The 16,821-nt window shown below is 50.2% G+C and carries 13 protein-coding genes and 1 tRNA gene; 5 read left to right on the forward strand and 9 right to left on the reverse strand.

Annotated features, from left to right (window positions below; all coding sequences use genetic code 11):
* Window positions 1–13 precede the first annotated feature (13 nt).
* The gene (gene rimP, locus F384_RS17410; RefSeq protein WP_043001756.1) at window positions 14–466 is read right to left on the reverse strand and encodes a ribosome maturation factor RimP; all 453 of its coding nucleotides are present in this window, start codon (window positions 464–466) and stop codon (window positions 14–16) included.
* Between the two features lie 208 nt (window positions 467–674).
* A tRNA-Met gene (locus F384_RS17415) sits at window positions 675–751 on the reverse strand.
* A gap of 298 nt (window positions 752–1,049) precedes the next feature.
* Here F384_RS17415 and argG point away from each other — a divergent pair.
* Window positions 1,050–2,393 carry an argininosuccinate synthase gene (gene argG, locus F384_RS17420; protein WP_046487988.1) on the forward strand — a complete coding sequence of 448 codons (1,344 nt, stop codon included), beginning with the start codon at window positions 1,050–1,052 and terminating at the stop codon, window positions 2,391–2,393.
* A gap of 493 nt (window positions 2,394–2,886) precedes the next feature.
* A complete protein-coding gene (locus F384_RS17425) occupies window positions 2,887–5,940 on the forward strand; it encodes an autotransporter outer membrane beta-barrel domain-containing protein (protein WP_162200248.1) in 3,054 nt (1,017 codons plus the stop codon).
* A 356-nt stretch (window positions 5,941–6,296) separates the two neighbouring features.
* On the opposite strand, the gene F384_RS17430 is transcribed toward F384_RS17425, so the two are convergent.
* The 7 genes from F384_RS17430 to F384_RS17460 all read right to left on the reverse strand — a co-directional run bounded on the left by F384_RS17430 (window position 6,297) and on the right by F384_RS17460 (window position 13,037).
* Entirely contained in the window at window positions 6,297–6,977 is a 681-nt protein-coding gene (locus tag F384_RS17430; protein ID WP_046487993.1) for an oligogalacturonate-specific porin KdgM family protein, read from the reverse strand.
* Between the two features lie 189 nt (window positions 6,978–7,166).
* On the reverse strand, window positions 7,167–7,862 hold the full coding sequence (locus F384_RS17435; RefSeq protein WP_046487995.1) for an RraA family protein: 696 nt from the start codon (window positions 7,860–7,862) through the stop codon (window positions 7,167–7,169).
* Window positions 7,863–7,876: 14 nt separating this feature from the next.
* Complete coding sequence (gene dctA / locus F384_RS17440; protein ID WP_046487998.1) at window positions 7,877–9,175, reverse strand: C4-dicarboxylate transporter DctA; 1,299 nt, start codon at window positions 9,173–9,175, stop codon at window positions 7,877–7,879.
* A gap of 85 nt (window positions 9,176–9,260) precedes the next feature.
* Complete coding sequence (locus F384_RS17445) at window positions 9,261–10,142, reverse strand: amidohydrolase family protein (protein WP_046488000.1); 882 nt, start codon at window positions 10,140–10,142, stop codon at window positions 9,261–9,263.
* Window positions 10,143–10,168: 26 nt separating this feature from the next.
* Window positions 10,169–10,894, reverse strand: a complete 726-nt coding sequence (locus tag F384_RS17450; protein ID WP_046488003.1) for a PIG-L deacetylase family protein — start codon at window positions 10,892–10,894, stop codon at window positions 10,169–10,171.
* Between the two features lie 28 nt (window positions 10,895–10,922).
* Window positions 10,923–11,978 (reverse strand): 4-oxalomesaconate tautomerase, encoded by a 1,056-nt coding sequence (locus tag F384_RS17455; RefSeq protein WP_046488006.1) that lies wholly within the window; start codon window positions 11,976–11,978, stop codon window positions 10,923–10,925.
* 159 nt (window positions 11,979–12,137) lie between these two features.
* Complete coding sequence (locus F384_RS17460; RefSeq protein ID WP_046488009.1) at window positions 12,138–13,037, reverse strand: LysR family transcriptional regulator; 900 nt, start codon at window positions 13,035–13,037, stop codon at window positions 12,138–12,140.
* Window positions 13,038–13,359: 322 nt separating this feature from the next.
* On the opposite strand from F384_RS17460, the gene F384_RS17465 reads away from it, so the two are divergent.
* The 3 genes from F384_RS17465 to F384_RS17475 are packed head-to-tail and all read left to right on the forward strand — an operon-like array spanning window position 13,360 to window position 16,747.
* The gene (locus F384_RS17465) at window positions 13,360–14,370 is read left to right on the forward strand and encodes a LacI family DNA-binding transcriptional regulator (protein WP_080949976.1); all 1,011 of its coding nucleotides are present in this window, start codon (window positions 13,360–13,362) and stop codon (window positions 14,368–14,370) included.
* A 13-nt stretch (window positions 14,371–14,383) separates the two neighbouring features.
* Complete coding sequence (locus F384_RS17470) at window positions 14,384–15,511, forward strand: mandelate racemase/muconate lactonizing enzyme family protein (RefSeq protein ID WP_080949977.1); 1,128 nt, start codon at window positions 14,384–14,386, stop codon at window positions 15,509–15,511.
* Between the two features lie 12 nt (window positions 15,512–15,523).
* On the forward strand, window positions 15,524–16,747 hold the full coding sequence (locus F384_RS17475; RefSeq protein WP_046488014.1) for an MFS transporter: 1,224 nt from the start codon (window positions 15,524–15,526) through the stop codon (window positions 16,745–16,747).
* Window positions 16,748–16,821 lie beyond the last annotated feature (74 nt).

Consider the following 16,821-nt stretch of genomic DNA (forward strand, 5'->3'; position numbering starts at 1 on the left):
CTCATCCAGACTGTTAAAAGTGGGGAACCAGGTTCGCCTTCTGGATATTACTCAGCGCGAACACTTCATCTTTTCCTTCGACTGTGACAGTGATCATTTCACCGTCTACCGCTTTGATAACGCCCTGCCATTTACGACGGTTCTGTACCGCCATGCGGAGTACCAGCGAAACTTCTTCACCCAGGAAACGCACATAGTGTTCAGCAGTGAACATTGGGCGGTCGAGACCCGGTGAGGAGACTTCCAGGTTGTAAGCCACAGTAATAGGATCTTCGACGTCCAGTACTGCGCTCACCTGATGGCTCACATCAGCACAATCATCAACATTGATGCCATCTTCACTATCAATATAGATGCGCAGTGTGGATGTGCGACCGCGAATAAATTCGATGCCGACCAGTTCATAACCTAAGGCTTCAACTGGTGCTGTAATCATCTCTGTTAATTTTTGCTCTAATGTGGACAAGCCCACCCCCAAGACATAAAAAAAGGGCCTAAAGCCCAGTTATTCTGTAGTCAGATAACAAAAAACCCCGATAAATCGGGGCTTTAGATAACTGAACCCTATAACCGCAACTGCGGTCTGGAGAACCTTCCGAAAGAATTTTTTTCAAATCCAGCTACGAAGGCCATAGTCTTCACTAGTATATTTGAAAAAGAACTCTAAGGGAAAGTGGTTGCGGGGGCCGGATTTGAACCGACGACCTTCGGGTTATGAGCCCGACGAGCTACCAGGCTGCTCCACCCCGCGCCTGAAACGTGGCAAATTTTACTCGTTTTGGGTAAAAGATGCAAATACTGTTGGGATTTGGTACCGAGGACGGGACGTAAAATCTGCGCGCATTATATTGATTAACCCCCCATTGTGTCAACCTTGTTAACGACATAACCTGAGATGGCGTCGTCAGCGTTATTTGTGGAAAAAAACACGAAACTCTTCCTGTCTCCGTAAAAAGATGATTAAATGAAAACTCATTTATTTTGCATAAACATGCACTGAGAGCAGAAAGCCGATCTCACCATCAGTCTATCAAGCAGGGTTTTATTTTATGACGACGATTCTCAAGCATCTCCCGGTAGGTCAACGTATTGGTATCGCTTTTTCCGGCGGCCTGGACACCAGCGCGGCACTGCTGTGGATGCGACAAAAAGGGGCTGTACCATATGCATATACTGCGAACCTGGGTCAGCCAGACGAGGAGGACTATGATGAGATCCCTCGTCGTGCAATGGAATACGGTGCAGAGAACGCTCGCCTGATCGACTGCCGTAAACAACTGGTTGCTGAAGGTATCGCCGCGATTCAGTGCGGTGCATTCCATAACACCACCGGCGGGCTCACCTATTTCAATACGACGCCGCTGGGTCGTGCAGTCACCGGCACCATGCTGGTTGCGGCAATGAAAGAAGACGGCGTCAATATCTGGGGCGACGGCAGCACCTATAAAGGAAACGATATCGAGCGTTTCTATCGCTATGGCCTGCTGACCAACGCCGAATTGCAGATTTACAAACCATGGCTGGATACCGACTTCATCGATGAACTGGGCGGTCGCCATGAGATGTCCGAGTTTATGATAGCCTGCGGATTCGACTACAAAATGTCCGTCGAAAAAGCCTACTCCACGGACTCCAACATGCTCGGCGCGACGCACGAAGCCAAAGACCTCGAGTTCCTGAACTCCAGCGTTAAGATAGTCAACCCGATCATGGGCGTGAAGTTCTGGGATGAGAACGTGAAGATCGCGGCGGAAGAAGTCACCGTGCGTTTCGAACAGGGCCACCCGGTCGCGCTGAACGGTAAAACTTTCAGTGACGATGTGGACATGATGCTGGAAGCGAACCGTATCGGCGGACGTCATGGTCTGGGAATGAGTGACCAGATTGAAAACCGTATTATTGAAGCCAAAAGCCGTGGCATTTACGAAGCCCCGGGTATGGCGCTGCTGCATATCGCCTACGAGCGTCTGCTGACCGGCATTCACAACGAAGATACCATCGAGCAGTATCACGCCCATGGTCGTCAACTGGGCCGCCTGCTGTATCAGGGTCGTTGGTTCGACTCTCAGGCGCTGATGCTGCGTGATGGTCTGCAGCGTTGGGTCGCCAGCCAGATTACTGGTGAAGTGACGCTGGAACTGCGTCGCGGCAATGACTACTCGATCCTGAATACCGTGTCCGACAACCTGACCTACAAGCCAGAGCGTCTGACCATGGAAAAAGGCGACTCCGTGTTCTCACCAGACGATCGTATTGGGCAACTGACCATGCGTAACCTGGATATCACCGATACCCGCGAGAAGCTGTTTGGTTATGCACAGTCCGGCCTGCTTTCCGCCTCTTCGACAACAGGTTTGCCTCAGGTTGAAAACCTGGAAAACAAAGCGAAGTAACAGATTGAAAATCTGAAAAAGGCCGCGAAAGCGGCCTTTTTTATGGGGCATGGTAAAAAAGTGTCATGTGTCATTCCATTTTGATGGTATTTCACTGGAATTACACAAAATGCCTGATACGCCTGAATTTATAGAACAAAAAGCATATCCTGGATTTTAATAAAACCACATTTTACTATTTTTGACGAAATGAAATACAGGTGATTTGTCATATATTCAGATTGTATTATTTCATACTCGTATTTTCATTCAGGACCAATTTTCGGATTAGTATATTTGCGCTGAATAAAACATTCCCGATACTATATTCATCAGTGATAAGAATTAAAATAATTTGGTAATTATCCTGGTCAATTGTTAATTAAAATGCAAAAGGATGTTGCTCATGTACAAATTTGATGAAAAGAATGGTCTAAGAATAAAATTTCTGACTATAACGATCATGCTGGCAATAGCGCCGTGGAAGGCAGTTGCGGTCAACAATGGTACCGTTATGGCAGGAGTTAACCAACTAATAACCTTAACTCCAGGAGGACAATATACTAATACCGGCGCCCCCATCGTTCTGGACGCCTACAATACGGGGGGGAAAATTAGCGGTGACAACGTGGATGTTTATGCCGACCGGACTATTTATGGTGCTACATATACTCTTTTGAGAGCGTATCGCGGTGGGCAAATATGGCTGACGAACGCCAGAGCCAGCCTGACGTCTCCCCCACAAGTCGGTTCCTATCACGATCGGCTTTTCCTGGTTCAGGATGCCGGATCAGTATTGAACATTGCCAATTCAACACTGTCTGGTTATGCCCGCCTCGGCGACATCAGCAATGGCGCATCTGCGATTATCAGCAACACCACGGTCTCGACAGGACGCGGGGTGAATGTGACGGGCACAGGATCATACCTTAATATTACCAATGGTTCTGATATCACTATTCGCGGAGATAGTTACGGCTTACAGGATACAGGAATTACGGTGGAGGCCGGTGCCACACTGAATATTGAGAACAGCCGGATTACCGTTCTGGATAATGGGGATGATGCAGGCTCATCATCGCCACCGAATCCAGCAGCCATTACCGTCACGAATACGCTTAACCCATCTGAGCTTGAAACCAGAGCCATCTTAAATAACCTCTCGATTGAAACGAGAGGTTATCAGTCAAATGCTATTACTGTCACACACGGGAACGTCTCCGCAGCGATGGATAATCTTACAATTGTTACGCGTGGTCAGGGTTCAGACGGGCTCTATATCGATGATACCGCTAACGTTGCGTCCTCAATATCAAATTCTTCTATTGAGACGTTCGGTTACGCAAACGTGGGGATATTCGCCATTGACAATACCGAGGTGACCCTAAATAACGTCAATATCACGACCCATGGATACCGGTCGACCGGTCTCATCGCGAAAGAGAGGGGGAGCAGTGATCCCCAGACAGCGATCATGACCGCTTCAGACATCGACATTACCATGAGTGGCAGAGACAGCATCGGTGTGGAAAATGGTCAGTCCGAAATGTATCTGAACGACATTCGACTCACTCTCAGCGGCGATAACTCGACGGCCCTCACCGTAGGGTCCCTGGAACCTGATGGGATCGCCCATATTGATAACCTGACAGCTCAGGTTTCCGGGAATAACTCGACGGGTATGTTTCTCGGAGGAAGCCCGGATATCAGGTTCAACAATAGCAGCATAAACATGACAGGTAATAATAGTCATGGGCTAAAGGCCGGTTATCTGTCAATAGCCTCCAGTGGTGCTTTACCGATGGTTGACAGTCATATTGAAACCCGGGATGGCTACGCGCTGCAAACCATCAATGCCAATTTTAATCTTGACTTGACCCGCTCGACGCTGACCGGGCGTAGCGGCGGTGAGACCGGTATCGCGGTCAGTGTCGAAGACAACGGCGCACACCAGTCCGGAGTGGTGAACGTCACTGCCAGCGATCATTCGCATATTTTCGGCGATGCGGTGTCGCAATCCGCGAATACGCAGGCGCTTAATATCGCGCTGAATGCATCATCAACCATGACCGGGCGCATTGTTCGTGGACACAGTATGGCGCTGGACAATACCAGTCACTGGAATGTTACGGGTGATTCCGACACGGCTACCCTCAGTAATGCAGGTACAGTGGCATTTGCTGCGCCGGGGGAGAACAACGTCTTCAAAACCGTTACCGTCAGCAATTATCTCGGCGGTGGCACGCTAATCATGAATACCGCGCTGGGTGATGACAGCTCTGCAACGGACAAACTGGTGGTTACGGGTGATACTGCAGGGACAACCCGACTGTATGTCAATAACGTCCATGGGTCAGGCACCACAACGGTAAACGGTATAGAAGTGATAAGTGTTGGCGGACAGTCCAATGGTCTGTTTACTCTTGGAAACCGCGCCCTGGCCGGAGCATATGAATATTTCCTGCATCAGGATGCTGGCGACTGGTATCTGCGCTCGGCGTTGGTACCAGAGCCAGAAGTCCCCGCGGAGCCAGAAATACCAGTGGAACCGGAAGTCCCGGAGGAAGAAATACCGTCACCTGATCAACCAGACATTAACACGCCGGCTACGCCACAACGGCCGACACCTGAGCAAAAACCACAAATTTATCGCCCGGAAGCAGGGGCCTATCTTGCTAACATGACTGCGGCAAATCGTCTTTTCAGCCATAGTCTGAAAGATCGTGAAGGCCGGGCACAAGATTCCAGTATGTGGCTGCGGCAACAGGCATTTCGTACTAAGTCACAAGATGGCAGCGGTCAGTTGCAGATGCGCGGCAACAGCTACGTCATTCAGGGTGGAGGTGAAGTGTGGAACAGACGATTCAGCGAACAGGACCGGCTTGGCGTGGGCATCATGGCGGGCTATGGCTACAGCAGCGGGAATACGCAATCCGCCAAAACACACTATGACGCGAAAAATAGCCTCCATGGCTACAGTGTTGGCACTTACGCGACCTGGTATCAGAATGCAGAGTCCGGCAATGGACTGTATGTCGACAGTTGGCTGCAATACAGCAGGTTCCGCGCATCGGTGAATGGTGAAGGACTGGAGAGTGAACATTATGACATCAGCGGCCTGAGCGGGTCACTGGAAAGTGGCTATCGTCAACCGCTGCATCAAAGCGAAAGTGGCTCACTTTTCATCACCCCGCAGGCACAGATAATCTGGAATGGAATTAAGGCCGATCGCCATCAGGAAGTGAACGGTACGCGGGTCGATGGAAGTACCAGTACTCAAACGCGTCTTGGTCTGAACCTGTCGTACGACAGGTTGAATACGCAAACCAAGGAACCGTTCACCATTTACGGTGAAGTCAACTGGCTGCACAATACTCAGAATGTCGATGTCACGCTGGACAACGTCAGGGTTGAGCAGGCTGGAAGCCGTAATGTGGGTGAAGTGAAACTGGGCCTTGAGGGACAGGTAACCGACTCACTCACCATCTGGACCAACCTCGCACAACAAATTGGCACAAAGAGCTACAGCGACACCTCGGCCAATGTGGGTATCAAATACCATTTTTGAGTCGGTGATGACGCGCCGGAGTGCCCTATTCTGGTAAGCAACTTCGGTTAGCACTGAGAGGCCTTTTCGAAGGCCTCCGGGCTGACCATCTCCGGAATGTCTGCAACACCAGGGACGGTTGTCAGTAGTCACCTTTATCTATCAGTATCAGTGTGTTATTTCCGGTCTGCACCATGAGTTGCCCTGCAACTGGATTCGTTGCGGGAGGCGAATTTAAGTGCATGGTCAACGTGCATTAAAAAATCCGGAAACGGGTGAGCATTTCCGGATCTTTGTACAACCACTGGATCGTTCAACAGAACCTTAACCGATCGGCCTGATTCCCAGGCGAGTGCTTTTTCGTCGTGTCACACCTATCAGAATGTATATTGCAGCCCTAAACGATATCGACTTTCACGATCGTCTCGTATCGGGGATACCGCAACATTTCCCACCTCGACATAGGGCGTCCACTGCGCAGAAGCTTTCCATGCAATTCGGCCATTATATTCATAATCCTCTTTCTTATTATCGTACTTGATGACGTCGCTTTGCTTATAGACGTAGTTGGCTTCGAAGGTGAGCGTGTTCCACCGATATCCCAGCCAGATATCGCCTCGGTTAATATGCTCGTCATCTTTGCCTGCGGTGGTATCCCGCGCATACTCATAACGATACCGTGCGGAAAGATATAACCCCGAATCAAATTTATACCAGCCACGTAAGTACGGTTTATAGATTGTTTTAGACGACGTGGTTTCGAACTCCACCCCTGGCTGTAAATCAATTGCCGGTGTCAGTTTGTACATGTAGTTGAGCGAGTATTCACTACCGTTGTCGACAACATCGGAAAACGGTTTATCCGTTGAATCGCCGCCCGATTTAAATTTCCCTTCGACAAAGAATCCCACACCATTCGCAAATCGATGTGAGACCTGAATCCGGTCACGGTGAACTTTATTATCGTCGAGATACTCATGTCTGAAATCAATCATGACCGCCGTTGCAGAAAATGCTGTCGTGAATAAAAAGAGGCTTAAAACAATATTCCTTTTCATAATATTACCCTGTGATATTTATTTTAAAAAATCCCAATTTCTGAATTGGTTGCAGGGGAAATACGCAGCCGAAATGAAACCGTTGCCAGATAACGTCAATAATTCTATTGACTCACGTTTTTAAACGACCAGGCGTATTTATTCTTATCGTCATTCAATAAGGAGACGTTTCCTTTACAGCAATAACCGCTAACGCCAGATATCTTCAATAATTTCACATTGTTTACTGGCGAGATCCCTGTCCACCCAGCTGCGGTCAGCGTTGCCCGCCCGGGTTGCCAGCAATTTTTTACTGTCAAAAAGCTGATATTTTTCAGCTTCTGCCAGAAGTGCTTGCGCATCTTGTCGGGCAATAACAATAACGCCATCACCATCGCCGACAATAATATCCCCCGGCATGACTGACATACCGCCGCAGGATATCGGCACATTAATCTCCCCCGGTCCGTCCTTAAAGGGACCCGCAGGCGTACTTCCCGTCGCGTAAACCGGAAATTCCATTGCCTGAATACTGTATAAATCACGCACTGGGCCATCCAGAACGATCCCACTGGCCTTACGCGTTTGGGCATACGTAATCATGATTTCACCCATCAGCGCCTGGCTATTACCGCCATCATTGGAGACCACCAGCACATCACCCGGTGTCAGGATATTTAATGCTTTATGGACCATTAAGTTATCACCGGCACGGGCTTTCACTGTCAGTGCCACCCCAACCATATTGTCTTTACAGGGCAAAGACAGTCGACGGATAGTGCTGTTCATCGCACTGAGTCTTCCCATGCAGTCGGCAATATTCGCGGCCGGGATAGCTTTAAATGCCGTAATCAGCTCCGGGTCCGGAAGACAACGTTGCGTAAATACTCTGAATCCATTGCTCATACTCTTTCCTCCTTTTATTTGAGGGTCTCAGAGCGATATTCCACCGCTGAAGTTTTTGACTGCGCCTTAAGCGCCTGGCGCATTTGTTCTTTATCAAGAACACCGTCCCATGCAGACACCGCGATGGCTGCAATGCCGTTGCCGATCAGATTGACAATCGCCAGCCCGGTTCCGACAAAACGGTGGATACCCAGAATAAGAACCATCCCGGCGACAGGCACGACGGGCAGAACAATCAGGGTACTGGTCAGCATGACAAATGCCGCCCCCGTCACGCCTGCTGCGCCTTTCGAGGTCAACATCGCAACAAGGATCAAGATCATCTGGCTGGAGAAGGAAAGTTCCGTATTCGTCGCCTGCGCGATAAACAGGATAGCCATCGTCATATACAGGTTGGTGCCATTAAGATTGAACGAATACCCTGACGGTATGACAAGCGCCACCACCGGTTTTGGACACCCCATTCGTTCCACTTTTTCCATCAGGTGAGGCAAGACGACCGATGAAGAGCCCGTACCCAGAATGATCAACAGTTCCTCTTTGATAAACCGGAGATAAGCGAACAGGCTGAAACGACAGACGCTGGCGACAGCGCCATAAACGACGACCACAAAAACAATCAGCAGCAGATAGAAGCCTAAGACCATTTTGATCAGTGGGATCAACGACTCAAGCCCATAGGCGCCGATGGTATACGCAATGGCGCCAAATGCCCCGATTGACGACAGTTTGGAGATCAGATGCACGTTATGGAAAAAGACGCGGGACGCACTTTCAACAAACTGAAATACCGGACGCCCTTTCTCACCGATGGCTGACAAAGAATAGCCAAACAGAATAGACACCATCAGAATGGCCAGCACATTCCCCGAAGAGAAGGCGCTTACAAAGGTTGATGGAATAATACCCATCACGAAAGTCACCACGTTCACATCTTTGGCGCTCTCGGTATATTTGCTTATCGCTGAGGTATCCAGAGTGGAAAGCTCAACATTAAATCCGGCGCCAGGCTGGATAATATGACCGCCAATCAGACCGATAATTAAGGCGACAATCGACATGACCGCAAAATAGATCAATGCCTTGCCGCCCACCCGACCCAGTTCTTTCATATCGCGCATCCCGGCAATGCCGGTGACGACGGTACAAAAAATGATCGGGCCAATGATCATGGCGATCAACTTAATAAAGCCATCGCCTAATGGCTTCATTTTTACTGCCAGATCCGGAAAGAAATAGCCAAGAGAGACACCAATCACAATCCCTACTATTACCTGAAAATAAAGTTCTTTATAAAATGGTTTGCTGGTCATCTTATTCACCTCCACATTTCAATGTGGCTTCAGTAACCTCTGAACATTCAAATCCGTATAAAAAATCACACGCCTGTAGTCGAGCTTATGCTTCAACAGGCGCAAATCCATAGATACGGACGGGGTTTTCGACGAGCAGTTTGCGGCGCATGTGCTCATCCTCACAGAAATCCAGCATCAGATTGACCAGTTCACCGTCGTTAGGCATGTCGTTACTGATATTGGGATGTGGCCAGTCGGTTCCCCACAACACCCGATCCGGGGCGGTTTCAATCAATGCGCGGGCAAAAGGAATGGCATCATTGAACGGGCGCACACCGGCAGAAATACGCTCCGAGCCGCTGACTTTAACCCATGCAAACGGATTGTCTCGCATGAGATGCAGTAACTGCTGGAAGGGCTTTTGCTCAAGACCTGACGCAGTTTTCGCCCGACCCATGTGATCGATAATGAACGGAAGATCAATTTTGCTAATCACATCGGAATAAGTAACGATATCCTGCGCGTCTAAATGAAGCACGACGTGCCAGCCCAGGTCCTTAACACGGTGCAGAACCGAGAAAAAACGAGGGAGATCGGGTGCGCCGCCAAGATGTTGAACGAAATTAAAACGAACCCCTCGCACCCCACCAGTATGAAGCCGTTCCAGTTCGGCATCACTTTCATCGCCATTGACCATGGCAACGCCGAGATAACGACCTTTGCTTCGGGCGATAGCATCCAGCATCGCACTGTTATCAGTGCCGTGGCAGCTGGCCTGGACAATCACGGCCCGGCTGATGCCCAGCCAGTCATGCAATGCCATCAGCGTTTCAAACGGGGCATCTTCCGGGGTGTATTTCCGGTTTGGCCCGTAGGGAAAGATGCTGCCAGGACCAAAAACATGGCAATGCGCATCACACGCACCGGGCGGTAATATCTCCCTCGGCTTTATCGGACTGGGATCGGGTGATTTACAACTTTTCATGTGACCTCCTTGGTCATTGTTTTTCATCAAGAAAACTGGGCGGTAACCTGCGGGAAAATGCGCTGGTAACCTTCGGCGTATTTGATTTTCAAATCTGAATTTCTCGACGCCTGCACGCCGCGCTGCAACGCGACTCGGGTGTAGTACTCCCAGAGATGTTCCTGCGCCGCCATAGACTCCATCGCTTCACGCTTGGTTTGCCAGACGTCGCTGATATCCAACAGCACTTCTGGCTTCCATTCGCATTGCTCGGGCTGATGAGGTTCAAACAGAAAGACGGGCGGTGCGCCAATCACGGGCTTTTCAGGATGGTGGCCGTGCGCCTGGGCGACGATGCGGGCTTCCTGAGCAATATGTGTCGCCATTGGGTGATCGAAGTTGTAGGGATCTTTCAACGAATGCGTCAGCACAAACTCAGGTTTGAGTTCACGATACACATCAGCCAGGGCAAACAGAACGTCATCACTGACTCGCATGGGATAGTCACCGACATCCATAAAATGAATCGTTCTGGCCCCCAGGATCCCAGCAGCCTTACGCGCTTCCTTCTCCCTTTCCTGTTTTACGATGCTCATCTCCATGCCAGGCTGACGCCAGAGTTTGGCGGATTCACCACGTTCACCAAACGACAGGCAAACAATGTGCATGTCCCAACCACGAGCGGCATATAGCGCAATAGCACCACCGGCACGCCAGACAAAATCAGCGGAGTGCGCGCTGACAACCAACGCGGTTTTAGGTTGCGTATTCATATTTCTTCCTTTTGTGAGAACTAACAAATCAAGGCACCAGCACGTCGCCACGCATGATCAACCGCGCCGTTCGCATCAATGCGGCCTGCGCCACAGAGCCATCCTCATTCAGGCGCAGATACACCGTTAATTCGCCAGAAGGATGCTCGATAGACAGACGTTGTTCGGTGCCACCGGAAAGTTGTGACACGGCGTGAGCGACGGAGCCCGGCATCACTGCCGCGGTGGCAACGGTGACGGCGCCGAGGACGCCAATAGCGGCATGGCAGGTACGAGGGATGAAGGTTCGGGTGCAGAGCGCGCCGCCAGATTGCGCTCTGGCGACCATGCTGATTTTAGGTACCGACTTATTGGCTAAATCAGTGATACCCATCAGCTTGCCGGCTTTTAAGCGCAGGTTTTCAATACGCGCCGCCAGCGCGTTATCCGCATTAAGCTGATCTTTCGTCTCATAGCCTGTTATTCCCATATCGCTGGCAGCAACAATAATGACCGGCATGCCGTTATCGATGCAGGTCACCCGGATGCCATCAATGACATCACACAGTTGACCCGTGGGGAGTAAAGCGCCGCAGACCGAACCTTCTGTATCAAGAAAATTCTGCAACACCGGGGCGGAGGTTCCCGGAACGCCGTCAATACTGACATCCCCTTCGTAACAAGGATGTCCACCGGGGGTTTGTAGCGTCACTTCAGCGATCATGTTGGTATTGAGTGTACGGATACGCAGCACCGTTTGATCGCCCTGCGCGGCAATCAAACCTGCCTCCAGCGCCGCCGGGCCTGCCGCGGCCAACATGTTTCCGCAATTGGGCGTGGTATCCACACGCCGTTCATTGATGGCGACCTGGGCAAACAAAAAGTTGATATCAGCCTCTGCATCGGGGGCCAGCGAGATAATGCCGACTTTACTCGTCAGCGTCGTGGCACCGCCAAGACCATCAATTTGTCTTTCATCAGGAGAGCCCATCACTGACAGAATTAAACGATCGCGTTCGGCAATCTCCTCCGGCAGATCTTTCGCCAGGAAAAACGGTCCTCTTGATGTGCCACCGCGCATAAACCAGCAGGGTAATGTCTTCATGATCTTCTCGCTTCGTCATAACCATCAGGTCTGTGAGGACTAAGCTAACAACGAAGATGGCTATGAAAAAGATGCAAACGGTCATAGCTGAATTGCATTTTTTGCATAGAAGCCAGGAAGCGTAACGGTGTGATAACCCGAACGTCGGCAAGAGAAGATTCAGGACAATCGCTGGCTAATAATCCGTTGCTGCACAAGCAGTTCCATCGTCCGCTGGGCGAGAGAAGAGAAATGATGCTGGTTCGATGTGGCCAGGATGACCCGGTTCAGGATCGGAGGCGTAATGGGAACGGCGGTCAATCCTTCGGGGCGGTAATCGACCTCCAGTGAATTCGCGGGTAATACCGCGTACCCAAATCCTCTGGATACCAGTCCCAGCATTGAGGGAACCGTGTCAATTTCCAGAACGACATTCAGACTGACATCATGACGGGCGCATTCTATTTCGACCAGATTGCGCAGCATTTGCTGCCGGTTAGGAATAATAAGGGGATAGGTACTGAGTTCACGCAGTGGAATGTTCTTGTTGCTGGCAACCGGCGAATGACTCGGCGCGATAAGACATAATTTCTCAGTCCAGAGATGCTGATATTTCAGGCTGCGTTCAGGAGAGGGGTTATAAAGTATCGCAATATCCAGTTCTCCCAAAATCAAACGTTTTTGCAGCCAGTACGTCAGGTTCTCGGTAATCGCCAGAGAACAGTCAGGAAATTCAGCAAGGAAATCGGTGACCAGACCCACGGTCAGGAGTTTCCCCAGTGTGGGAGGCATACCAACCGTCACTTTGCCCTGGTAGATCCCATCACCGGTACTCAACGCCTGCTCGGCGATTTCAACCTGCCGCAGAATACCTTTTCCGTGCTCCAACAGTTGTCGGCCTTCCGCGGTCAGCGTCACGCCGCGACCGTTACGTTTAAGCAAGGTTTTCCCCAGTTCCAGTTCTAACTGACGTACCTGCCGGCTGACCATCGACTGAGACTGATCAAGCGTCTGGGCCGCCTGGCTGAAACTACTTTGCTCCGCTACCCGGATAAAACTGCGTAATTTCTTTAAATCCACACATCCCTCCTGCGCAGTGTCATGTCATTCTGAAAAGAAAACAGCGAATTAAAGCCACAAAGGTCATCCAGACAATCGACTAACATACCTCAGCGCGAAGGTTGCGCCGCTGAAAAAATCAGGATTCTCCGACGTATCAGGCCATCCTCTTGCTCTCTGATGGCACCATGATCCCAAACGTGAAGCCGTCATCATGTGATCTATCACTGATACTGATGATCCTCCTTCTTTTGATAACCATTGCACGATCTGCGATCAAAATCACAGACGATCCTTCATCTGCCTGTATATTTAGGTAATCGATTACCTAAAATTAAAAACAATGAAAAAGAAGCTACTAATTAAAGATGTTGCAAACATGGCTGGTGTATCAACAGCTACGATCTCCCGTTTTCTCAATGGGAAATATCAGTCGATGAGCGAAACCACCCGTCAGAAGATTGCCAGCACGATCGAAAGCATTGGTTACCAACCCAATAACATTGCCAGGTCGTTACGCCGTCAGGAAAGTAAAACCATTGCTGTCATTATGGCAGATATTTTTAACCCATACTCTATGGACGTATTACGAGGCATTGAGGAATATTGCTCACAGGAAGGATATAAAATATTTATTTGCGATGCGAAAAACTCAGGCGCCAGAGAGCGTACCTATATTGAAGAGATGGTTAACCGGGGAGTTGATGGGTTTATCCTCAATACCACCGGCGAAAACGATCTTTTTATTAAAGGCATTTCTTTAGAACACCCTGTCGTATTAATCGGCAGAAAAATAAAAAACAGCAACATCAGCAGTGTCGCGGCAGATAACGCCCAGGGGGTTAAACTTGCCCTTGAACATCTGCTGAATACGGATTGCCGTCGTGTCAGTTATTTAACACCAACACCAGGGAATGTCTCACCGCGTATTGAAAGAGTTGACACTTTTGAACGTTTTGCCGCATCGGGCGCTTATTCGCATATTGCCTTTGAATGCATCCCGTTCGATGTCGTCGATCGCGAGCACGTGGCAAAAGCACTGGAAACATTGACCTCCCGTTCCTCACCAAGCCACACCATCATCACCGGGAACGGGTTGCTGTCACTGTATGTAGTGCAGGCAGCTAAAGCGCTGAGTAAGCGGATCCCAGAGGATTTTTCGTTGATCGGTTTTGACGAGACCGAATGGTCGGAGATCCTCAAAAACCCGCTAACTGTCGTGGCGCAACCGACCTATGACATTGGCTGTCGTGCCGCGAAAAAAATAATCACCACGCTCAGAAAAGAAAATGAGAGCAATGAAGAAAGGATCACTCTCTTGCCATTTTCACTGATTGTCAGAGAAACCGCCTGACGGATGAGAGGATATGATGAAAATTAGATCGATCAATACCCGGGTAATTACTGACGAGTTGCCAGAGAAATTTGGCATGTCACAATGGTTCTGGAATAAACGAGCAATATGCATCGTTGAAGTCGAAACTGATGAAGGTATCACCGGCTGGGGTGAATGTTTTGGTCCGGCGCAGGCGAATGCCGCATTGATTAACGAGCTATTCGCTCCGTTATTAAAAGGTAAGAATCCGCTACAACGCCGGGTAATATGGGAAGAGATGTACAATCGTACGCGAGAATTTGGCAGAAAAGGCATTGCCATTACCGCATTGTCAGGCATTGATATCGCACTGTGGGATATTTTTGGCAAAGCCACCGGCAAACCCATCGCTGAACTGTTGGGCGCAGATCTTGAAACGCCAATTACCGCTTACGCTTCCAGCTTTTATTATTCGCCCACGGATGATTTCCAGCAAATTGCAATAGATGCCCAAACCGGACTGGATGAAGGCTATCAACATTTCAAAATGAAAGTCGGCGCCCTGACGCTGCCAGAAGATATTAAGCGCGTTGCACGCGTGCGCGAACTCATTGGCCCTGACGCCACGCTCGCCGTGGACGCTAATCGTGCCTATACCACCCATGAAGCGCTGAAATTCGCCCAGGCGATTGAGCAATACGACATTAGCTGGTTTGAAGAACCGATTTTGCCCGACGACACGGCGGCATATCACCAACTTAAACAGCAGTTCCCAATGAAACTCGCAGCAGGAGAATCGGAATTCACCCGTTTTGGTTTCCGTCGTTTCCTTGAGGCCGATTGTGTAGATATCGCGCAACCTGACGTTGCCGCCTGCGGTGGTATCAGCGAAATCCTTAATATCGCCGCCCTTTCCACCGCCTATGGCGTTGAGTGCTATCCGCATCAGTGGGGATCAGGCATCTCGCTTGCGGCCACACTGCACGTGATGGCGTCGCTTCCCGCTGCGGTTCCACGGATGGCGAAAGAACCGGCACGGCTGGAGCTCGATCGCGCACCCAATATTTTCCGTGACAAGCTAACCGATCTGAATATTGGTCCCGTCATGACAGTGCCGCATAAACCCGGGCTGGGTATCGAGATCGATCCTGACATGCTTGACCATTACGCGCTGAAATAAAAGGTAGAGAACATGTTTAAATCAAAATGGTTCAGAATTGGCGTCACGCTGATGGTAGGGCTATTTGTTGCCTACCTTGATCGTTCAAACCTCTCTATCGCACTGCCGGGCATGGAGAAAGAACTCGGCATTGATGGCGCAGCCACAAAGAGTCTCGCGTTAACGGGTTTTCTGATTGGCTATGCGCTGGCGAACTTTTTTGGCGGCTTTCTGGCGAATCGCCTGAATCCCAAAATTACCATTGTCACCATGGTGTTCCTGTGGTCGGTGGTACAGATTATGACCGCCTGGATCTCCTCAGCAGCACTCCTGATTGCATTCCGTATTATTCTGGGTATTGCCGAAGGCATTTACTGGCCACAGCAGTTCCGCTTCGCCAGGGCCTGGTTTAATAAAGATGAAATCACCCGCGGCACAAACCTGATCCAGTTTTACGGTCAGTTCCTGGCGCTGAGTCTGGGCTTTATCATTCTGACCCCGATTTTCGATCACCTCGGCTGGAAATGGGTGTTTTACATCACCGGCGGCATGGGTGTCTTTATTGTGGTGCCAATGTTCCTCGCGTTCCTGAAAAACAGCCCGGACAAGGCTTCTGCCCCGGACGAACCCGTGGAAGAACCAGAACCCGCAGGAGGGAAAATAAGCTTCAGCGATCTCGGCGGTGCCCCGTTCCTGCTGCTGGTGTTCAGTTATTTTGCTAATGGCATGCTGTTCTGGGGGATCACACTGTTTATTCCAATGGCTGTGCTGTCACTGGGGTTCAGCGGATTTTCACAAGGTGTGGCAAGCGCACTGCCTTATTTTCTGGCGATTGTGCTGGCGATCCCGGTGTCGTGGTACAGCGATAAAACACAAAAACGCGGGCTCATTGCGGCCTGCGGGCTTGGCTCCGCCGGGCTGTTTTTAATCGCGCTGCCATTTATCGACAGTCCGTTCGGCAAACTCGCGCTAATCACCTTAGCCATCGCCTGGTTCACCAGTTGCTACACCACCAATATCTGGTCAATTATCACTTCCAGCGTGAAGAAATCAGCGGTGGGGCCAGCGGCAGGGGTCATAAACGGTGTGGGAGCAGGCCTCGGAGGAACGACCGCCGGGTTTGTTGTACAGTATCTGCAATCCTGGAGCGGATCGTATGTGCCAGGGTTTACGGTGCTTGGCGTTGTCGCGATCCTGGGCGGACTCAGCGTTTACACCTACAGCCGGATTATGGCGGCGCGTCCGGTTATCACATAATGGTAGAAATATAAAGCGGCAGTCGTGATACCACGGCTGCCGCTTATTTCTTTTCAGAACGCCCCAGATTCACG

Source organism: Citrobacter amalonaticus Y19 (genome assembly GCF_000981805.1).
Lineage (GTDB): Bacteria > Pseudomonadota > Gammaproteobacteria > Enterobacterales > Enterobacteriaceae > Citrobacter_A > Citrobacter_A amalonaticus_C.

What these genes read in the sequence shown, in the direction of transcription:
- argG (WP_046487988.1), top strand. Translation starts at nt 1,050, where the DNA reads ATGACGACGATTCTCAAGCATCTCCCGGTAGGTCAACGTATTGGTATC.
- F384_RS17425 (WP_162200248.1), top strand. Translation starts at nt 2,887, where the DNA reads ATGGCAGGAGTTAACCAACTAATAACCTTAACTCCAGGAGGACAATAT.
- F384_RS17430 (WP_046487993.1), bottom strand. Translation starts at nt 6,977, where the DNA reads ATGAAAAGGAATATTGTTTTAAGCCTCTTTTTATTCACGACAGCATTT.
- F384_RS17435 (WP_046487995.1), bottom strand. Translation starts at nt 7,862, where the DNA reads ATGAGCAATGGATTCAGAGTATTTACGCAACGTTGTCTTCCGGACCCG.
- dctA (WP_046487998.1), bottom strand. Translation starts at nt 9,175, where the DNA reads ATGACCAGCAAACCATTTTATAAAGAACTTTATTTTCAGGTAATAGTA.
- F384_RS17445 (WP_046488000.1), bottom strand. Translation starts at nt 10,142, where the DNA reads ATGAAAAGTTGTAAATCACCCGATCCCAGTCCGATAAAGCCGAGGGAG.
- F384_RS17450 (WP_046488003.1), bottom strand. Translation starts at nt 10,894, where the DNA reads ATGAATACGCAACCTAAAACCGCGTTGGTTGTCAGCGCGCACTCCGCT.
- F384_RS17455 (WP_046488006.1), bottom strand. Translation starts at nt 11,978, where the DNA reads ATGAAGACATTACCCTGCTGGTTTATGCGCGGTGGCACATCAAGAGGA.
- F384_RS17465 (WP_080949976.1), top strand. Translation starts at nt 13,360, where the DNA reads ATGAAAAAGAAGCTACTAATTAAAGATGTTGCAAACATGGCTGGTGTA.
- F384_RS17470 (WP_080949977.1), top strand. Translation starts at nt 14,384, where the DNA reads ATGATGAAAATTAGATCGATCAATACCCGGGTAATTACTGACGAGTTG.
- F384_RS17475 (WP_046488014.1), top strand. Translation starts at nt 15,524, where the DNA reads ATGTTTAAATCAAAATGGTTCAGAATTGGCGTCACGCTGATGGTAGGG.